This window comes from Rhodococcus sp. DMF-1 (assembly GCF_021441945.1).
Taxonomy (GTDB): domain Bacteria; phylum Actinomycetota; class Actinomycetes; order Mycobacteriales; family Mycobacteriaceae; genus Rhodococcus; species Rhodococcus ruber.
The window spans coordinates 3,234,431-3,249,414 of the sequence record NZ_CP090442.1 but is presented as its reverse complement, the minus strand read 5'-3'; the positions used below and the strand labels follow the sequence as shown (position 1 = coordinate 3,249,414).

The window sequence follows — 14,984 nt, the reverse complement described above, 5'->3', positions numbered from 1 at the left end:
CGGTAGCATCGGGCGGTCGGGATGCGCCGGGGGAGGCTGTGCGGCGCAAAACACGATCAGAAGGCGGCTGATGAGTTCGGTTCTCGGGGTGACCGCAGGGACGAGTGCCGTCCGGATCGTTCGTCCGATCGATCCGGACGCACCCTCCGCGGGCTACCAGTTCCAGGTGGTCGAGACCAGACGGGACGACCCGGCACGCCTCGCGGCGCAGACCGTGGGCGTGCTCGTGCAGGCCGGCATCGCGGGGGAGAGCGTCGAGCGCGCGGGCCTGGTGTACCGCGACGCCGCCGAGGCCGAACGGCTCCGCGCCGCGATGGCCGAGCAGGGACTCGACCGCTACCGGCTCGTCGGCGAGTCCGAGGCCGCACTGACGTACCTGCGGGCCACCGGCGAGCTCACCGCCGACGTCGCGGTCCTCTACGACCTCGGCGCGTCCGGGCTCACCGTCACCGTCGCCGACCGCAGCACCGGCGCCGTGCACACCGAACGCACCGGGGCCGTCGCCGGGCGCCTGTTCGACGACGCGGTGCGCCTGCACCTGCTCGGCTCGGACGGCGTGTGGCGGCCCGACGACCCCGAGGACGAGGAGTTCGTCGCCCAGTGCCGGACGGCGAAGGAACAGCTGTCCGGCAGCGACGCCGTCGCCGTGCCGGGTGCCGCCGGCGTGATCCTCATGTCCCTGGAGACGTTCGAACCGCTGATCAACCCGCTCGTCGAGGGCTCGGCACGGTTCGTGCGCGACGTCGTGCAGCGGTCCGGCGCCCAGCCGGAGACGATCGTGCTGCTCGGCGGCGGGGCCCACGTCCGCCTGGTGCGCCGGGTGCTCGAGACGTGGACGAAGCTGCCCGTCGTGGTGCCGCACGAACCCGAACTCGTCCTGGCCAAGGGCGGCGCCCTGCGTGCCGTCGCCGCGGACACCGCGGTCACCGAACAACTCGCCGCCCCGGCCGCGACCGAACGCATCGTCCCGCCGGGCGGCACGGCGCCGCACCGCACCGAGAGGCTGCCGCGCCCCGCCACGCCCGCACCGGCCGACGAGACCAGGACACCGGGGCGGAAGCGGGCGGCGACCGCTCACGAACCGCACGTGTCCAAACGACAGATCAGCGGGGCCGGGCTGGCCGGCACCGCCCTGGGCGTCGTCGCCATGATCGGCCTGGCGCTGGGCGCCCAGAACACTCTCGCCGGCGACGACGAGTCGGACACCCGGCAGACCGAGGTGATCGTGACGACGCCGTCGCCGACCCCGCAGCCGGCACCCGCCGTCGCGCCGGCACCGGCACCGACGACCACCACGACCGTCCCGCCGGTCGAGGACCCCACGACCGAGCGCGTGGTACCGCCTCCGCCGCCTCCCACGACGGCGCCGCCGCCGTTGATTCCCGGCCTGAACATCCCGGTGCCGACGCTGCCGCCACTGCCGCCGCTGCCCACGATCGAAGTGCCGCCGGAGCTGCGGCTGCCGATCTGACGGGCCCGGGCGCCGCCCGTGGGACCTCGTGTCCGATGGCGTCCGGCGCGACAGGTTAGAGTACAGACGATGTTTTCGCCGCAGAACACCCCGCTGTGCGACTCGGTCACGCTCGCCTATCGGCGCGTGCGCGCCGAGCCCGGTCAGCTGACCGTGCTGCGGCGTGCTCTCGAACGCTGGCTCGACGCGGTGCACGTGAGCCCCGAGCTGACCCGCGACGTGCTGCTGGCCAGCTACGAGGCGCTCGCCAACGCCGTCGAGCACGCCTACCGCGACGGCGCGTCGGGCACCCTCGACCTCGAGGCGACGCTCATCCCGGGCGACCGTCAGGTCGAGGTCGCCATCATCGACCGGGGCAGCTGGCGCGCCAACGACACGGACCCGGGCACCAGCTCCCGCGGTCACGGCCTCACGCTGATCAACTCCCTCTCGGACACGGCGACCGTGGCCCCGGCCGAGACCGGGACCGTCGTCACCATGCGCTGGAGCATCTGACGACAGCCGCACCGGCGGGGCGGGGAGCCTCCGTGGTGACGACTACCGGCTGTGACGACTACCGGCAGTGACGACTACCGGCAGTGACGACTACCGGCGGTGACGACTACCGGCGGCGCGGCAGCCGGACGACCTGCACGAAGAACTCGTCGATCTGCCGGACCGCCCCGATGAACTGGTCGAGATCCACCGGCTTGGTGACGTACGCGTTGGCGTGCAGCCGGTAGCTGCGCAGGATGTCCTCCTCGGCGGCCGAGGTGGTCAGCACCACGACCGGGATGTCGGACAGATCCGGGTCGGACTTGATCTTCTCGAGGACCTGCCGCCCGTCGTACTTGGGCAGGTTGAGGTCCAGCAGGATCAGGTCGGGCCGCGGCGCCTCGGTGTAGGCGCCGCGCTGGTACAGGAAGTCCAGGGCCTCCTCGCCGTCGCGGACCACGTGCAGCTCGTTGCCGATCTTGTTGTCCTCGAAGGCCTCGCGGGTCATCAGCTCGTCGCCCGGGTCGTCTTCGACCAGCAGGACGTCGATGGGCTCGGCGGGGGTCATGCGGGGGCTCCTTCGAGGTCGGTGTCGGCCGGGGCGGGCGCTTCGGGTTCTTCGTCGGGCAGGGCCGGAACGGTGAAGCAGAACCGGGTGCCCTCGGTGTGCTCGGTGTCGATCCAGATCCTGCCACCGTGGTACTCGACGATCTTCTTGCACACCGCCAGCCCGATACCGGTGCCGGTGTAGACGTCGCGGCCGTGGAGACGCTGGAAGATGACGAACACCTTCTCGGCGAACTCGGGGTCGATGCCGATGCCGTTGTCCGCGACGCACAGCGTCCAGCTGCCGGGCCCGTCCTGGTCTCCCTCGTCCCGCTCGCAGGTGATCTGCAGGACGGGAGTGCGGTCGGGGTGGCGGAACTTGATCGCGTTGCCCAGCAGATTCTGCCAGAGCATCGTCAGCAGGGTCGGATCGCCCGTGATCTCGGGCAGGTTCTCGGGACGCTCGACCCGCGCGCCGGACTCGTCGATCGCCGCGGCCAGGTTGGCCAGCGCCTTGTCCAACTGCTGATCCAGGTCGACGCGTACGTGGTCGTCGCTGACCCGCCCGACGCGGGAGAAGGTCAGCAGGTCGTTGATGAGGACCTGCATGCGCTTGGCGCCGTCGACGGCGAACGCGATGTACTGGGCGCCGCGCTCGTCGAGCTTGTCGCCGTAGCGCTTCTCGAGCAGCTGGCAGAACGAGGCGACCTTGCGCAGCGGCTCCTGCAGGTCGTGGGAGGCGACGTAGGCGAACTGCTCGAGCTCGGCGTTCGAGCGCCGCAGTTCCTCGGCCTGGGTGTCGAGGTCGGCCTTCTGCTGGGCGAGTTGCTGGTGCTGGGCGTGGGCGGCGGCCAGCGCGAACACGATGCGCCCGCGCATCTCCTCGACGTCCCGGGCCAGGATCCGGATGTCCTTCGGGCCCTGAGGGTGGATGTGCTGGTCGAAGTTGCCGTCCGCGACGACCCGCCGCGTCGCCGCACGCAGGCTGACCAGCGGCATCGCGACGAGGTTGTGCACCAGGACCACCATGAGCAGGCCGGTGAGCAGGAAGCCCGCCACCATCGCCACCAGCACGGAGTTGCGGATGGTCCGGGCGTGGATCAGGTCGTCGTAGCCGTCCGCGCGGGCCTGGACGAGTGCCGCGTTCTGCTCCTCGAACAGGGTGCGCATGGCGTCGAACGTCGTCCGGCCGCGCTCGGTGGTCGCGGGATCCACCGGTGCGGGGACGCCGGGGACGACGCTCGCGACGAGCGGGTCGGCGTAGTCGGCGCGCCAGGCCTCGGCCGCTGCCTCGATCTCGTCGACGTCGGCGAGCAGCTCCGGATGGCCGGTGGTGAACTCGCGCATCCGGTCGGCGGCCTCCTGCTCGACGCGTTTGCCGGTCAGGTACGGGGCGAGGAACTCGACGTCGCCGGTGGCGGCATAGCCGCGGGCGCCGGTCTCCTGATCCAGCAGAGCCGCCTGCAGCCGGTATGCCTCGGCGCGGGCCGGTTGGATCTGGTCGACGAGCTCGTCGGTGATCTGGGCGGTGCGCTGGATGAAGTACCCGCCCACGATGGTGCCGAGAACGACGAACACGGCAAGGACCGCGAAGGCGACCTGGAACCAACTCTGGACCGTCAGCCGCGAGCGCACCCGCTCGACCTTGGGTTCGGGCTTCGACGGGTCTCTCATGCCTGCTCCGTTGCCTTCTCGCTCCATCGCACGTGCACCACGGCCACGTCGTCGCCGAGTCCTCCGTGACTTTCCGCCAGGGCCTCGGCCCGGTCGATCAGGGTGTCGACGAAGGCCTCGGGCGTCAGGTGACCCTCCTCGCGGGCCAGCCGCAGCAGCCCCTCCTCGCCGAGGCGTTCCCCGCCGTCGCCGACCCGGCCTTCGAACAGCCCGTCGGTGAACAACATGATGCCGCCGCCTTCCGGCAGCTCCAACTCGTGCACGGGCCACGTCGACACACCGGGCAGCAACCCGATGGCGGGTCCGCCGGGCGCCTCGACCCAGTCGACCCCCCGAGGGCTGTGCAGCAGCAGACCCGGATGCCCGGCGCGCATCACCTGCACCCGGCGCCGGTCCGGCGACATCGCGAGACTGGTGAGGGTGGCGAAGTGCCGTTCGTTCGCGCGCTCGGCGACCATGATCCGCTCGAGCTTCTGCAACTGGGTGACACCCGTGACGCCGGTGACCACCAGGGTGCGCCAGGCGATCCGCAGGCTCACCCCGAGTGCGGCCTCGTCGGGACCGTGCCCGCTGACGTCGCCGATGAGCACGTGCACGGTGCCGTCCTCGGTCTGGACGACGTCGTAGAAGTCGCCGCCGAGCAGCGACTGCTCGCGTCCGGGCCGGTAGCGGGCCACGATGTCCACGTCGCCGGTGCCGTGCAGCATCGGCGACGGCAGCAGTCCGCGTTCGAGGCGGGCGTTCTCCCGGGCCTGCAGCCGGCTGGCCTGCAACGCGACGGCGGCGTGCTCGGCCTGCTTGCGCTGGATGGCGTAGCGCACGGTGCGGCCGAACAGGTCCGGCTCCACGCGTCCCTTGACGAGATAGTCCTGCGCGCCGGCGGCGACCGCCGCCAGGCCCGTCTGCTCCTCGGCGAGGCCGGTCAGCACCACGACCGGGACGCCGGCGGCGTACTGCTGGACCCGCGCGAGGGCGTCCATGCCCTGCGCGTCGGGCAGATGCAGATCCAGCAGGATGCAGTCGGGCAGGCCGGCGTCCAGTTCGGCGCGCGCCGCGGCCATCGTCTGAACCCATTCCAGGCGCATGCCCTGGGCGCTGTCCGCCACCAGTTCCTCGACGATGAGCGCGTCGCCCGCGTCGTCCTCGATCAGCAGGACCGACGGCTCCTCCCGGGCCCAGTCGGTGTCCAGAGCGACCGACGAAGTGGTGGTGCCGATTCCTGGTGGTGCGCCGGCAGGCCTGTGCTGCTCGGAGAACATGGCCCCTGCCCTTCGATCTCGCGTGCCGTGACTCCGGTTCCCTCGTTCCGGACGACAACAGAGGAAGAATACCTATCGTGCGCACGTTCCCCGACGCGCGCGGCCCCGGAAACGGTCACCGGGCATGCCGGCCCTTGCGGGCGACGGGCTCGGGGGCGCCGGGCCGGGCCAGCAGCGCGGCGATGCCGGTGGTCAGCGGAACGGACAGCGCCAGTGCGATGCCGCCCACACACGCCCGCACCACCTCGATGGCGACGGCGTCGCCGGTGAGCACGTCCGACATGGACCGGCCGGCGACGCTGAACAGCAGCAACAGCGGCAGGGCGCCACCGGCGTACGCCAGCACCAGGGTGTAGACCGTGCTGGCGATGTGGTCGCGGCCGACCCGCATCGCGGAGGAGAACACCTTCCGGCGCGAGGCGGTGGGGTCGAGGGCCGCCAGCTCGAACGCCGACGCCGCCTGGGTGATGGTCACGTCGTTGAGGACACCGAGGGAGCCGATGATGAAGCCGGCGAGCAGCAGGCCGGTGATGCTGACCTGTTCGAGGTACAGCTGCACGTCGGTGTTCTGTTCCTCGGACAGCCCGGTCAGGTGGGTCATCCGGATCGTGACGTACGAGAGCACGGCGGCGAGCAGCATCGACGCGAGGGTGCCGAGCAGGGCCGAACTGGTGCGCAGGTTGACCCCGTGCGCGAGATACAGCACGGCGTAGAGAATGATCGCGCCGCCGACCAGCGCGACGGGCACGGCGGGTTGGCCGTCGAGCAACGCGGGGAGCATGAACACCACGAGCACACCGAATGCGATCAGCAGGCCGAGCAGGGCGCGCAGGCCGCGCCAGCGGGCGACGGCGACGATGACCACGGCGAAGGCCGTGATGATGAGCGCGATCGGGAGGCCGCGGGCGTAGTCGTAGAACGAGTACTGGGTGGCGCCGGACGGGTCGACCTGCCGCACGAGCCGGATCTCCTCGCCGACGCGCAGGTCGGGCTGCCCCGGGCCCGGCCCGATCTCGAGCAGGGTGCGGGTGCCCTCGTTGGGGCCCGAATCGATCGTGACGATGCTGCGCTGGCACTGGTAGGCCTCGGTGGGAGGCGGGACGGGGTCGCCGGTGAAGGGGCGGCCGGCCGAACTGCTGCCGCACGCGCCGATGTCCTGTTCGACGACGGTGCCGGCCTCGGTGACGACGGCTCCGCCGCCGGTGGTCTGGAGCGGGGCCGGGATGTCGACGGCCTCGCGGCTCGGCCACAGGGCGACGGCGCCCGCGAGCACGGCGATGCCGATCACGACGAGGAGTCCGACGACGACCTTCGCGGCGGTGGGTCCGACGGGGACGGGTCCGGAGAAGTGGCCGTGTCCGTGCCCGTGCCCGTGTCCGTGTCCGTGGCTGGGGCCGGTGGGCTCTGCTCGTGTCACCGACACAGGGTAACGACGTGGTCTCGGTGAAGTCGCATCGCGGAGTCCGCGGTCACTCGCGGGGGAGATGGGCTGGTGGTGGCGGGGAGCAGGGGGGTGTCCCCGCCACCGTCGACCTGATCTCGCACAGGGGGGTGGCGATGATCAGGGAGCCCAGCACGCTGAGGTGCCGTAGACAAACGTACTGCTTCTGTCGGTCCGACGGGTAGTACCTACGGTGTGTCGGTCCTCACCGGAACCCGGCCGAACGCTCGTTCCCGGTTCGTGGTCGACGTCCCGGCCTGCGGCGATGCAGTTCGCATGGGGGTACATATACATTCGACAACGTTCGGCGTGTCGCGCATCCCGGGCGTGTCGTGACGGCGGTCGATTCTCGTGGAGATCACTGCTTGTAGCTGGACAGGAAGTTGCCGAACCGTTCGATGGCCACCGCGAGGTCGCGGGCCCAGGGCAGCGTCACGATCCGCAGATGGTCCGGATCCGGCCAGTTGAAGCCGGTGCCCTGCACCATCAGGATCTTCTCCTGCAGCAGCAGGTCCTGGACCAGCTTCTCGTCGTCGTGGATCTCGTACACGTCCGGATCGAGGCGCGGGAAGGCGTACAGGGCGCCGCGGGGCTTGACGCAGCTCACCCCGGGGATCGAGTTCAGGCGCTCCCACGCGACGTCGCGCTGCTCGAGCAGCCGGCCACCGGGCAGGATCAGGTCCTCGATGCTCTGATGCCCGCCGAGCGCGACCTGGATCGCGTGCTGAGCCGGCACGTTGGGGCACAGGCGGGTCGAGGCGAGCAGGTCGATGCCCTCGAGGAAGCCGGCCGCGTGCTCCTTCGGACCGGTGATCGTCATCCACCCCGACCGGTATCCGGCCACCCGGTAGGCCTTCGACAGGCCGTTGTAGGTCAGGCACAGCAGGTCGGGGGCGAGGGTGGCCAGGGAGATGTGCTTGGCGTCGTCGTAGAGGATCTTGTCGTAGATCTCGTCGGCCAGGAGCAGCAGCTGGTGCCGGCGGGCCAGCTGCACCAGCTGTTCGAGCACCTCGAGCGAGTACACGGCGCCCGTCGGGTTGTTCGGGTTGATGACCAGCAGGGCCTTGGTCTTGTCCGTGATCTTCGACTCGATGTCCTCGATGTCGGGATTCCACTCGTTGGACTCGTCGCACAGGTAGTGCACCGGCGTGCCCCCGGCCAGGGACGTCATCGCCGTCCACAGCGGGTAGTCCGGCGCCGGGATCAGCACCTCGTCGCCGTCGTCGAGCAGGGCCTGCATCGTCATCGTGATCAGCTCGGAGACGCCGTTGCCGAGGTAGACGTCGTTGATGTCGAGCTTCGGGAAGCCCGGCACGAGTTCGTAGCGGGTGACGATGGCCCGGCGCGCCGACGCGATGCCCTTCGACTCCGAGTAACCCTGGGCGTGGGGCAGCGCGGCGATCATGTCCTGCACGATCGTCTCCGGCGCCTCGAACCCGAACGGCGCCGGGTTGCCGATGTTGAGCTTGAGGATGCGGTGCCCCTCCGCCTCGAGCCGCGCGGCGTGCGCGTGCACCGGCCCGCGGATCTCGTACAGCACGTTCTGCAGCTTCGCGGACTGCTCGAGTTTCCGGCTGATGCGGTGGTGAAGGTGGCCCTGTTCTCCTGTACTCACGGCGTCCATGGTGCCACCCGTCCGCAACCGGGTTTCAGCCGGATTTGGGGCGCGTCGCCGCGTCCACCGCGACGTTCGGCCCGAAAAGTGCAATCATGACGACTTGTGACCGTGGCGTCGGGGTGACGCGCGGGTGGATTGAGGAGTCGTACGGTATGGCACAGGGAACTGTGAAGTGGTTCAACGCCGAAAAGGGTTTCGGCTTCATCGAGCAGGACGGCGGTGGACCCGACGTGTTCGTTCACTACTCGGAGATCCAGGGTTCCGGTTTCAAGTCGCTGGACGAAGGGGCCCGGGTCGAGTTCGAGATCGGACAGGGACAGAAGGGTCCGCAGGCCCAGGGGGTTCGTCCCATCTGAGCGGGTTCGTCCCGACAATTCGGCGGCGCTGCACCTTCGGTGCGGCGCCGCTGCTGCTTTCGGTCCAGGTCACAACCCATTGGGCAGTTCGTCTCTTTTGTCCTACCATTCGGTAACATTCCGGCGCGTCGCGGGCATACGCATGTGGGAACCGTGATGTTCGGGGGATGGGCGAGACAACCAGGGGGTTGGTGTAGATGGTGGGGGACGGTGCCGCTGTGGCGCAGTGGCGGGACCGCAAGCGATACCTGTGGCTGTGCGGGCTCGCCGTCCCGCTGAGCCCGTTCGTCGCGTGGGTGCTCGTCGAGTACCTGCGTCTGGGACTCTTCTGGGCGTTCGGCGCGCTGCTGATCGCGGTGATCGTCCCGCTCGTCGATCGATTCACCGGCGTCGACAAGGCCAACCCGCCGGAAGAACTCGTGCGTGAGCTCGAGGAGGACCGGTACTACCGCTGGTGCACCTACCTGTACCTGCCGCTGCAGTACGCCGGTCTCGTCTTCGCCTGCTGGGTCTGGACCGTCGCGCCGATGGGCTGGCCCGAGCGGTTCGCGATGGCCGCCACCGTCGGCGTGGTCGGCGGCGTCGGCATCAACGCCGCGCACGAGCTCGGGCACAAGCGCACCGACCTCGAACGCCGGCTCGCCAAGATCGCCCTCGCCCAGTCCGGGTACGGGCATTTCTTCGTCGAACACAACCACGGTCACCATCTGCGCGTCGCCACCCCAGAGGACGCCGCGACGGCCCGGTTCGGCGAGACGTACTGGAAGTTCCTGCCGCGCTCGGTGTTCGGTGGCGTCCGGTCGGGCTGGCGGTACGAGCGCGACCGCCTGGCCCGTCGCGGGCTGCCCTGGTGGAGTCCCCGCAACAACGTCCTGAACGCCTGGGCGCTGACCGTCGTGCTGTACGCCGGGCTGATCGCGGTGTTCGGGTGGTCCGTCGCGCCGTGGCTGATCGTGCAGGCGGTCCTGGCGGTGATGTTCCTCGAGGCCGCCAACTACCTCGAGCACTACGGCCTGCTGCGCGAGCAGCGACCCGACGGTTCCTACGTGCGTGTGGCGCCCCGGCACAGCTGGAACAGCGACCACAGCTGCAGCAACCTGTTCCTCTACCACCTGCAGCGGCACAGCGACCACCACGCCAATCCGCTGCGGCGCTACCAGACGCTGCGCACGATGGAGGAGGCGCCGCAGCTGCCCGCCGGCTACGCCGTCATGATCCTGCTGTCGTTCGTTCCGCCGCTGTGGCGCAAGGTGATGGACCCGCGACTGCTCGACCACTACGACGGTGACGTCTCGCGCGTGAACCTCGATCCCGCACGTCGCGAGGAGCTCATCGCCCGGCACAGCTGACACCCGTATCCGGATGCTTGCACCCGATGCGGCCGTCGAATTCGGGTGCAAGGACGCGATATCCGGCGCAAGCTCGGCTGTCCACAACCGGGCGATCCATCCACAGATCGAGTCGGTCCCGCCGTCGTCGCAGTGTGCGCCCGGCCCGATACGGCACTGTGACCGCATGGGCGACGAACACGACATCATCCGGCGCGCTGCGGCCCTCGAGCGGGGCGTCAGCGATCGCGAGATCCGGCGACTGTGCGGGCGCGGGCACTGGCACCGCGTCCACCGCGGCGCTTACCTGCCGGCCGAGAGTTATTCGCAGCTCGACGAATACGGCCGCCACCACCGCCGGGCCGTCGCGGTGGCCGGGGCGATCCGTTCCGACGCCGCGCTCAGCCACGTCTCGGCCGCCGTCCTGCACGGCCTCGCCCTGTGGCACACCCCGCTGGACGACGTCCACCTGACCCGCAACCGCGCCGGGGGAGCGAAGCGCACGCCGGGACGGAACCTGCATGCGTCGCCGTTCGCTCCCGACGAGGTCACCGAGATCGACGGAGCGCGCGTGCTGACCGTCGCGCGCACCGTCGCCGACCTCGCCCGCACCCTTCCGTTCGAGCAGGCCGTCGTCGCAGGGGACCACGCCCTGCACACGTGCGGGATCTCCGTCGCCGACGTGACCGATGCGCTGGCGCGCAACGTCCGCCACCCCGGTCATGCGAAGGGCCTGCGCGCGGCGCAGTTCATGGACGGACGGAGCGAGAGCGTCGGCGAGTCCCGCAGCCGCGTGCTGTTCGTCCGCGCCGGACTTCCGATACCACTGACCCAGGCGACGGTCCACGACGCCCGGGGACGGTGGCTGGCCCGGGTCGATTTCCTGCTCCCGGACCACGGCGTGATCGGTGAGTTCGACGGACGCGTGAAGTACCGGGGCGACGACGTCGCGCCGGAGGAGACGGTGTGGCGGGAGAAGCAGCGTGAGGATCGTCTGCGCGACGCCGGCTGGACCGTGGTGCGCTGGGTGTGGGACGAGCTGGCCGTACCCCTGGTGGTCGCCGACCGCATCCGGGAGGCGATCACGCGGGCCGCGCGGGGCCCGCGGCCCACCGGGACGTTCAGGGTCTGAGGTCGAGCTTGCACCCGTCGTCGCGTGCTTGCCCCCGCTGTGGGCGTACGCAAGGGGTGCAAGGACGGTAGAAAGGGTGTCTGCTCGGGAAGACGACGACGCCCCCCACACGAGGTGGGGGGCGTCGCTGGCGTTACGAGCGCCGGCCGGGGGCCTTGGCGCCGGACCGGAAGCCCAGCGCGCCGGGCTTGGCCTGCGGGGGAGCCGGGGACTCGGCGCCATTGGTCGGCGAGGCCTCGGCGCCATTGGTCGGCGTTGCCTCCGCACCGTTGGTCGGCGTTGCCTCCGCGCCGTTGGTCGACTGCGTCTCGGGCTCCGGTGCCTTCTCCGGCGGGGCGTCCGGATCGGGTGCCTCACCCGGGGGTGCGTGCGCCGGTTCCGGTGCCTTTTCGGGGGCCGCGGGCTTCTCAGCCGGCTCGGGCTTTCCAGCCGGCTCGGACTTCTCGGCTGGAGCTGTCGGCGCGGCGGCCTTGCGGGCGCCGGGAGCCTTTGCTCCACCCTTGAAGGCCAGGCCGCCCGGCTTCGCCTTCGGCGGCTCGGGAGCCGTCGAAGTCTCGGCAGCGGGTGCTTCCGCAGCCGGTGCTTCCGCAGCGGGTGCTTCCGCGGAGGCGGGAGCCTCGGTGGCGGGAGCCTTGGCGGCCGGAGCCGCCGGGGCGGCCTTCTTGGCGCCCGGGGCCTTGAGCCCGCCCTTCATCTGCAGCCCGCCCGGCTTGGCCTTCGGGACCGACGGTGCGGCCGGTGCCTCGGCAGCCGGCGCCTCCGCGGCGGGAGCCTCGGCGGCCGGAGCTGCCGGGGCGGCCTTCTTGGCGCCCGGGGCCTTGAGCCCGCCCTTCATCTGCAGCCCGCCCGGCTTCGCCTTCGGCGCAGCCGGTGCCTCGGCAGGAGCGGATTCGGCGGCCGGAGCCGCCGGGGCGGCCTTCTTGGCGCCCGGGGCCTTGAGCCCGCCCTTCATCTGCAGTCCGCCCGGCTTGGCGGCGGGTGCAGCGGGAGCTTCGGCTGCGGCGCCGTCACCGGAAGCCTTCGCGCCGGGAGCCTTCAGACCGCCCTTCATCTGCAGTCCGCCCGGCTTCGCGCCGGGAGCCTTGGCGGCGCCCTTCATCTGAAGACCATCGGCCGGGGCCGTCTTGGGGGCTGCCGGCGTCGCGGCCGCCTCCTCGATCTCCTCGACGCGTTCCTTCTCCTCGGTCTCGGCGACGGCCTCGGACGCCACGGCGGCGCCCTTCGAGTCCGCGGCCGGGGCGGGAGCGGGCCGCTCACTCGGGATCACCTTGAGGTTCTCGCCGAGCTGCGCCGGTTCGAGACGCGTGATCGAGTCGAGCATGAGCTGCGCGACGTCGACGACCTCGACGCCCTCACCCTCGCCCTTCTCCTGGCGAGCGGTGACACCGTCGTTGAGCATGACGCGGCAGAACGGGCAGCCGGTGGCGATCTTCGACGGACTCGTCGACAGCGCTTCGTCGACGCGGTCGATGTTGATCCGCTTGCCGATCTTCTCTTCCATCCACATGCGGGCACCACCGGCACCACAGCACATGGATCGCTCGCCGTGCCGCGGCATCTCGGTGAGCTTCGCACCGGACGCTGCCATGAGCTCGCGCGGCGCGTCGTACACCTTGTTGTGGCGGCCGAGGAAGCAGGGATCGTGGTAGGTCACGTCCTGGCTCACCGACGCCACCGGCACCAGCTTCTTCTGCCGCACGAGGCGGTTGAGCAGCTGGGTGTGGTGGACGACCTCGTAGTTACCGCCGACCTGCGGGTACTCGTTGTTGAGCGCGTTGAAGCAGTGCGCACAGGTGACGACGATCTTGCGCTTGGAGTCCTCGACGCCTTCGAACACCGAGTTCAGCGTCTCGATGTTCTGCATCGCGAGCTGCTGGAACAGGAACTCGTTGCCCGCGCGACGTGCCGAGTCGCCGGTGCAGGTCTCCTCGGCGCCGAGCACCATGAACTTCACGCCGGCGGTCGCGAGCAACTCGGCGACGGCCTTGGTGGTCTTCTTGGCCCGGTCCTCGTAGGCACCGGCGCAGCCGACCCAGAACAGGTACTCGTAGTCGGCGAAGGTGTCCGCGTCCTGACCGAACACCGGAACGTCGAAGTCGAGTTCGGAGATCCAGTTGAGCCGGTCCTTGGCGTTCTGGCCCCACGGGTTGCCCTTGTTCTCGAGGTTCTTGAACAGACCCGCGAGCTCGGACGGGAAGTCGGACTCGATGAGCACCTGGTAGCGGCGCATGTCGATGATGTGGTCGACGTGCTCGATGTCCACCGGGCACTGCTCGACGCAGGCACCGCAGTTGGTGCAGCTCCACAGCGTTTCCGTGTCGATGACGGGCGCGAGCTCGCCCTCGACGGTCTCGCCGACGAGCCTGCGGTCGGTCTCGGCCAGCGCTGCGGCCGGGATCTTTCCGAGCTTGGCTTCGTCCGGGTTGCCCTCGGCGTCGACCAGCCCGATCTCGTCGCCGCCGAGGTCCTTGCGGCCACCGGCGAGCAGGTAGGGCGCCTTGGCGTAGCCGTGGTCGCGCAGCGAGGTGATGAGCAGCTTGGGCGACAGCGGCTTGCCGGTGTTCCAGGCCGGGCACTGCGACTGGCAGCGGCCGCACTCGGTGCACGTGGTGAAGTCGAGCCAGCCCTTCCAGGAGAAGTCCTCGATCTTCCCGGCACCGAAGGTGTCGGTGTCCGGATCGGCCGTCTCCATGTCGATGGCCTTGCCCTTCGACGTCATCGGCTTCGCGGCACCGAGGGCGACGCCACCGTCGTCTTCACGCTTGAAGTAGATGTTGAAGAACGCGGCGAAGCGGTGCCAGGCGACACCCCACGTGATGTTGCGGCCGACGACGTACAGCCAGATCATGCCGGACATCAGCTTCACGAACGCGAAGATCGACACCATCACGGCGCTCGCCGGCAGCAGCTTGGCGAGGTTCATCGTGAAGAAGTCGGTCCACGGGTTGGCGTGGCCGTAGGTCGCGATCTTGCCGGCCTTGACGAAGATCATGCCGAGGCCCTCGATGAGGACGACGGTCTCGACGAAGTACGCCGCCCGGAAGTCGGAGCCGGCGAAACGCGAGAGCCGCTCGGGCTTCCGCGGGTGGTTCAGCTGCCGGATGATGATCAGGGCGGTGATGCCGATCACGGTTCCGAGGCCGAGCAGTTCGTCGATCAGGTGGTAGACGGCGGTGTTGCCGATCAGCGGCCAGTGGAACGCCGGGTCGAAGGTCTGGCCGTAGGCCTCGAACCAGACGATCGCGCCGAGCATGAAGCCGACCATCACCAGCCAGTGGGCCCAGCCCACGGTGCGGAACTTGCTCATCCGGGTGTGTGCGACGAACTCGACGAGCATCTGCTTGAAGCGCGGGAAGAACGGCTGCCACCGATCCGGAGCCGGCTGGCCGATCCGGACGACGTTGACCATCTTCATCGCGCCACCGATGAACGAGTACCAGCACACCAGACTGAGCAGCACGCCGATCGTGCCCAACGTGATCGTCAGGGCATTCATAGGTGGCCTTTCGTGTCGGGGGCGGCCGCGGCCGCCTGGTATAAGCCCACGCATCGTAACCCGAACTAAGTTACCAGCCGGTAGCTATAGGAAGTTACCGGCCAGTAGTCTAGTCTCGCGGTGCTGCGGCGCGGTGCCTGGTGGAGGTCGACCGCGTGGGGGGCGGCCGAATTGCCGCATCGCGCCGTA

At 70.0% G+C, this 14,984-nt stretch carries 11 protein-coding genes; 5 read left to right on the top strand and 6 right to left on the bottom strand.

What is annotated here, in order from left to right:
• Nucleotides 1–70 precede the first annotated feature (70 nt).
• Nucleotides 71–1,471 carry an Hsp70 family protein gene (locus LZP97_RS14790; protein ID WP_234574711.1) on the top strand — a complete coding sequence of 467 codons (1,401 nt, stop codon included), beginning with the start codon at nt 71–73 and terminating at the stop codon, nt 1,469–1,471.
• Nucleotides 1,472–1,540: 69 nt separating this feature from the next.
• Nucleotides 1,541–1,966 carry an ATP-binding protein gene (locus tag LZP97_RS14785; RefSeq protein WP_017682228.1) on the top strand — a complete coding sequence of 142 codons (426 nt, stop codon included), beginning with the start codon at nt 1,541–1,543 and terminating at the stop codon, nt 1,964–1,966.
• A 106-nt stretch (nt 1,967–2,072) separates the two neighbouring features.
• Here LZP97_RS14785 and LZP97_RS14780 read toward each other — a convergent pair whose 3' ends face one another.
• The 5 genes from LZP97_RS14780 to LZP97_RS14760 all read right to left on the bottom strand — a co-directional run bounded on the left by LZP97_RS14780 (nt 2,073) and on the right by LZP97_RS14760 (nt 8,489).
• Entirely contained in the window at nt 2,073–2,513 is a 441-nt protein-coding gene (locus LZP97_RS14780; protein WP_017682227.1) for a response regulator, read from the bottom strand.
• Nucleotides 2,510–4,165 (bottom strand): sensor histidine kinase, encoded by a 1,656-nt coding sequence (locus tag LZP97_RS14775; protein ID WP_234574709.1) that lies wholly within the window; start codon nt 4,163–4,165, stop codon nt 2,510–2,512. Before LZP97_RS14775 ends, LZP97_RS14780 begins: the two co-directional genes overlap by 4 nt.
• Nucleotides 4,162–5,424, bottom strand: coding sequence for a PP2C family protein-serine/threonine phosphatase (locus tag LZP97_RS14770; RefSeq protein WP_017682225.1), 1,263 nt, complete (start codon nt 5,422–5,424; stop codon nt 4,162–4,164). The genes LZP97_RS14775 and LZP97_RS14770 overlap by 4 nt, the downstream gene beginning before the upstream one ends.
• Nucleotides 5,425–5,539: 115 nt before the next feature.
• The gene (locus tag LZP97_RS14765) at nt 5,540–6,847 is read right to left on the bottom strand and encodes a YibE/F family protein (RefSeq protein WP_234574707.1); all 1,308 of its coding nucleotides are present in this window, start codon (nt 6,845–6,847) and stop codon (nt 5,540–5,542) included.
• 376 nt (nt 6,848–7,223) lie between these two features.
• Complete coding sequence (locus LZP97_RS14760; RefSeq protein ID WP_017682223.1) at nt 7,224–8,489, bottom strand: pyridoxal phosphate-dependent aminotransferase; 1,266 nt, start codon at nt 8,487–8,489, stop codon at nt 7,224–7,226.
• 146 nt (nt 8,490–8,635) lie between these two features.
• Here LZP97_RS14760 and LZP97_RS14755 point away from each other — a divergent pair, with 146 nt between their 5' ends.
• The 3 genes from LZP97_RS14755 to LZP97_RS14745 all read left to right on the top strand — a co-directional run bounded on the left by LZP97_RS14755 (nt 8,636) and on the right by LZP97_RS14745 (nt 11,299).
• Nucleotides 8,636–8,839, top strand: coding sequence for a cold-shock protein (locus tag LZP97_RS14755; RefSeq protein ID WP_003938894.1), 204 nt, complete (start codon nt 8,636–8,638; stop codon nt 8,837–8,839).
• 197 nt (nt 8,840–9,036) lie between these two features.
• Nucleotides 9,037–10,188 (top strand): alkane 1-monooxygenase, encoded by a 1,152-nt coding sequence (locus LZP97_RS14750; RefSeq protein WP_010593273.1) that lies wholly within the window; start codon nt 9,037–9,039, stop codon nt 10,186–10,188.
• Between the two features lie 166 nt (nt 10,189–10,354).
• Nucleotides 10,355–11,299 (top strand): type IV toxin-antitoxin system AbiEi family antitoxin domain-containing protein, encoded by a 945-nt coding sequence (locus LZP97_RS14745; RefSeq protein WP_048772063.1) that lies wholly within the window; start codon nt 10,355–10,357, stop codon nt 11,297–11,299.
• A 133-nt stretch (nt 11,300–11,432) separates the two neighbouring features.
• On the opposite strand, the gene LZP97_RS14740 is transcribed toward LZP97_RS14745, so the two are convergent.
• A complete protein-coding gene (locus tag LZP97_RS14740; RefSeq protein WP_048772065.1) occupies nt 11,433–14,795 on the bottom strand; it encodes a (Fe-S)-binding protein in 3,363 nt (1,120 codons plus the stop codon).
• Nucleotides 14,796–14,984: the final 189 nt, after the last annotated feature.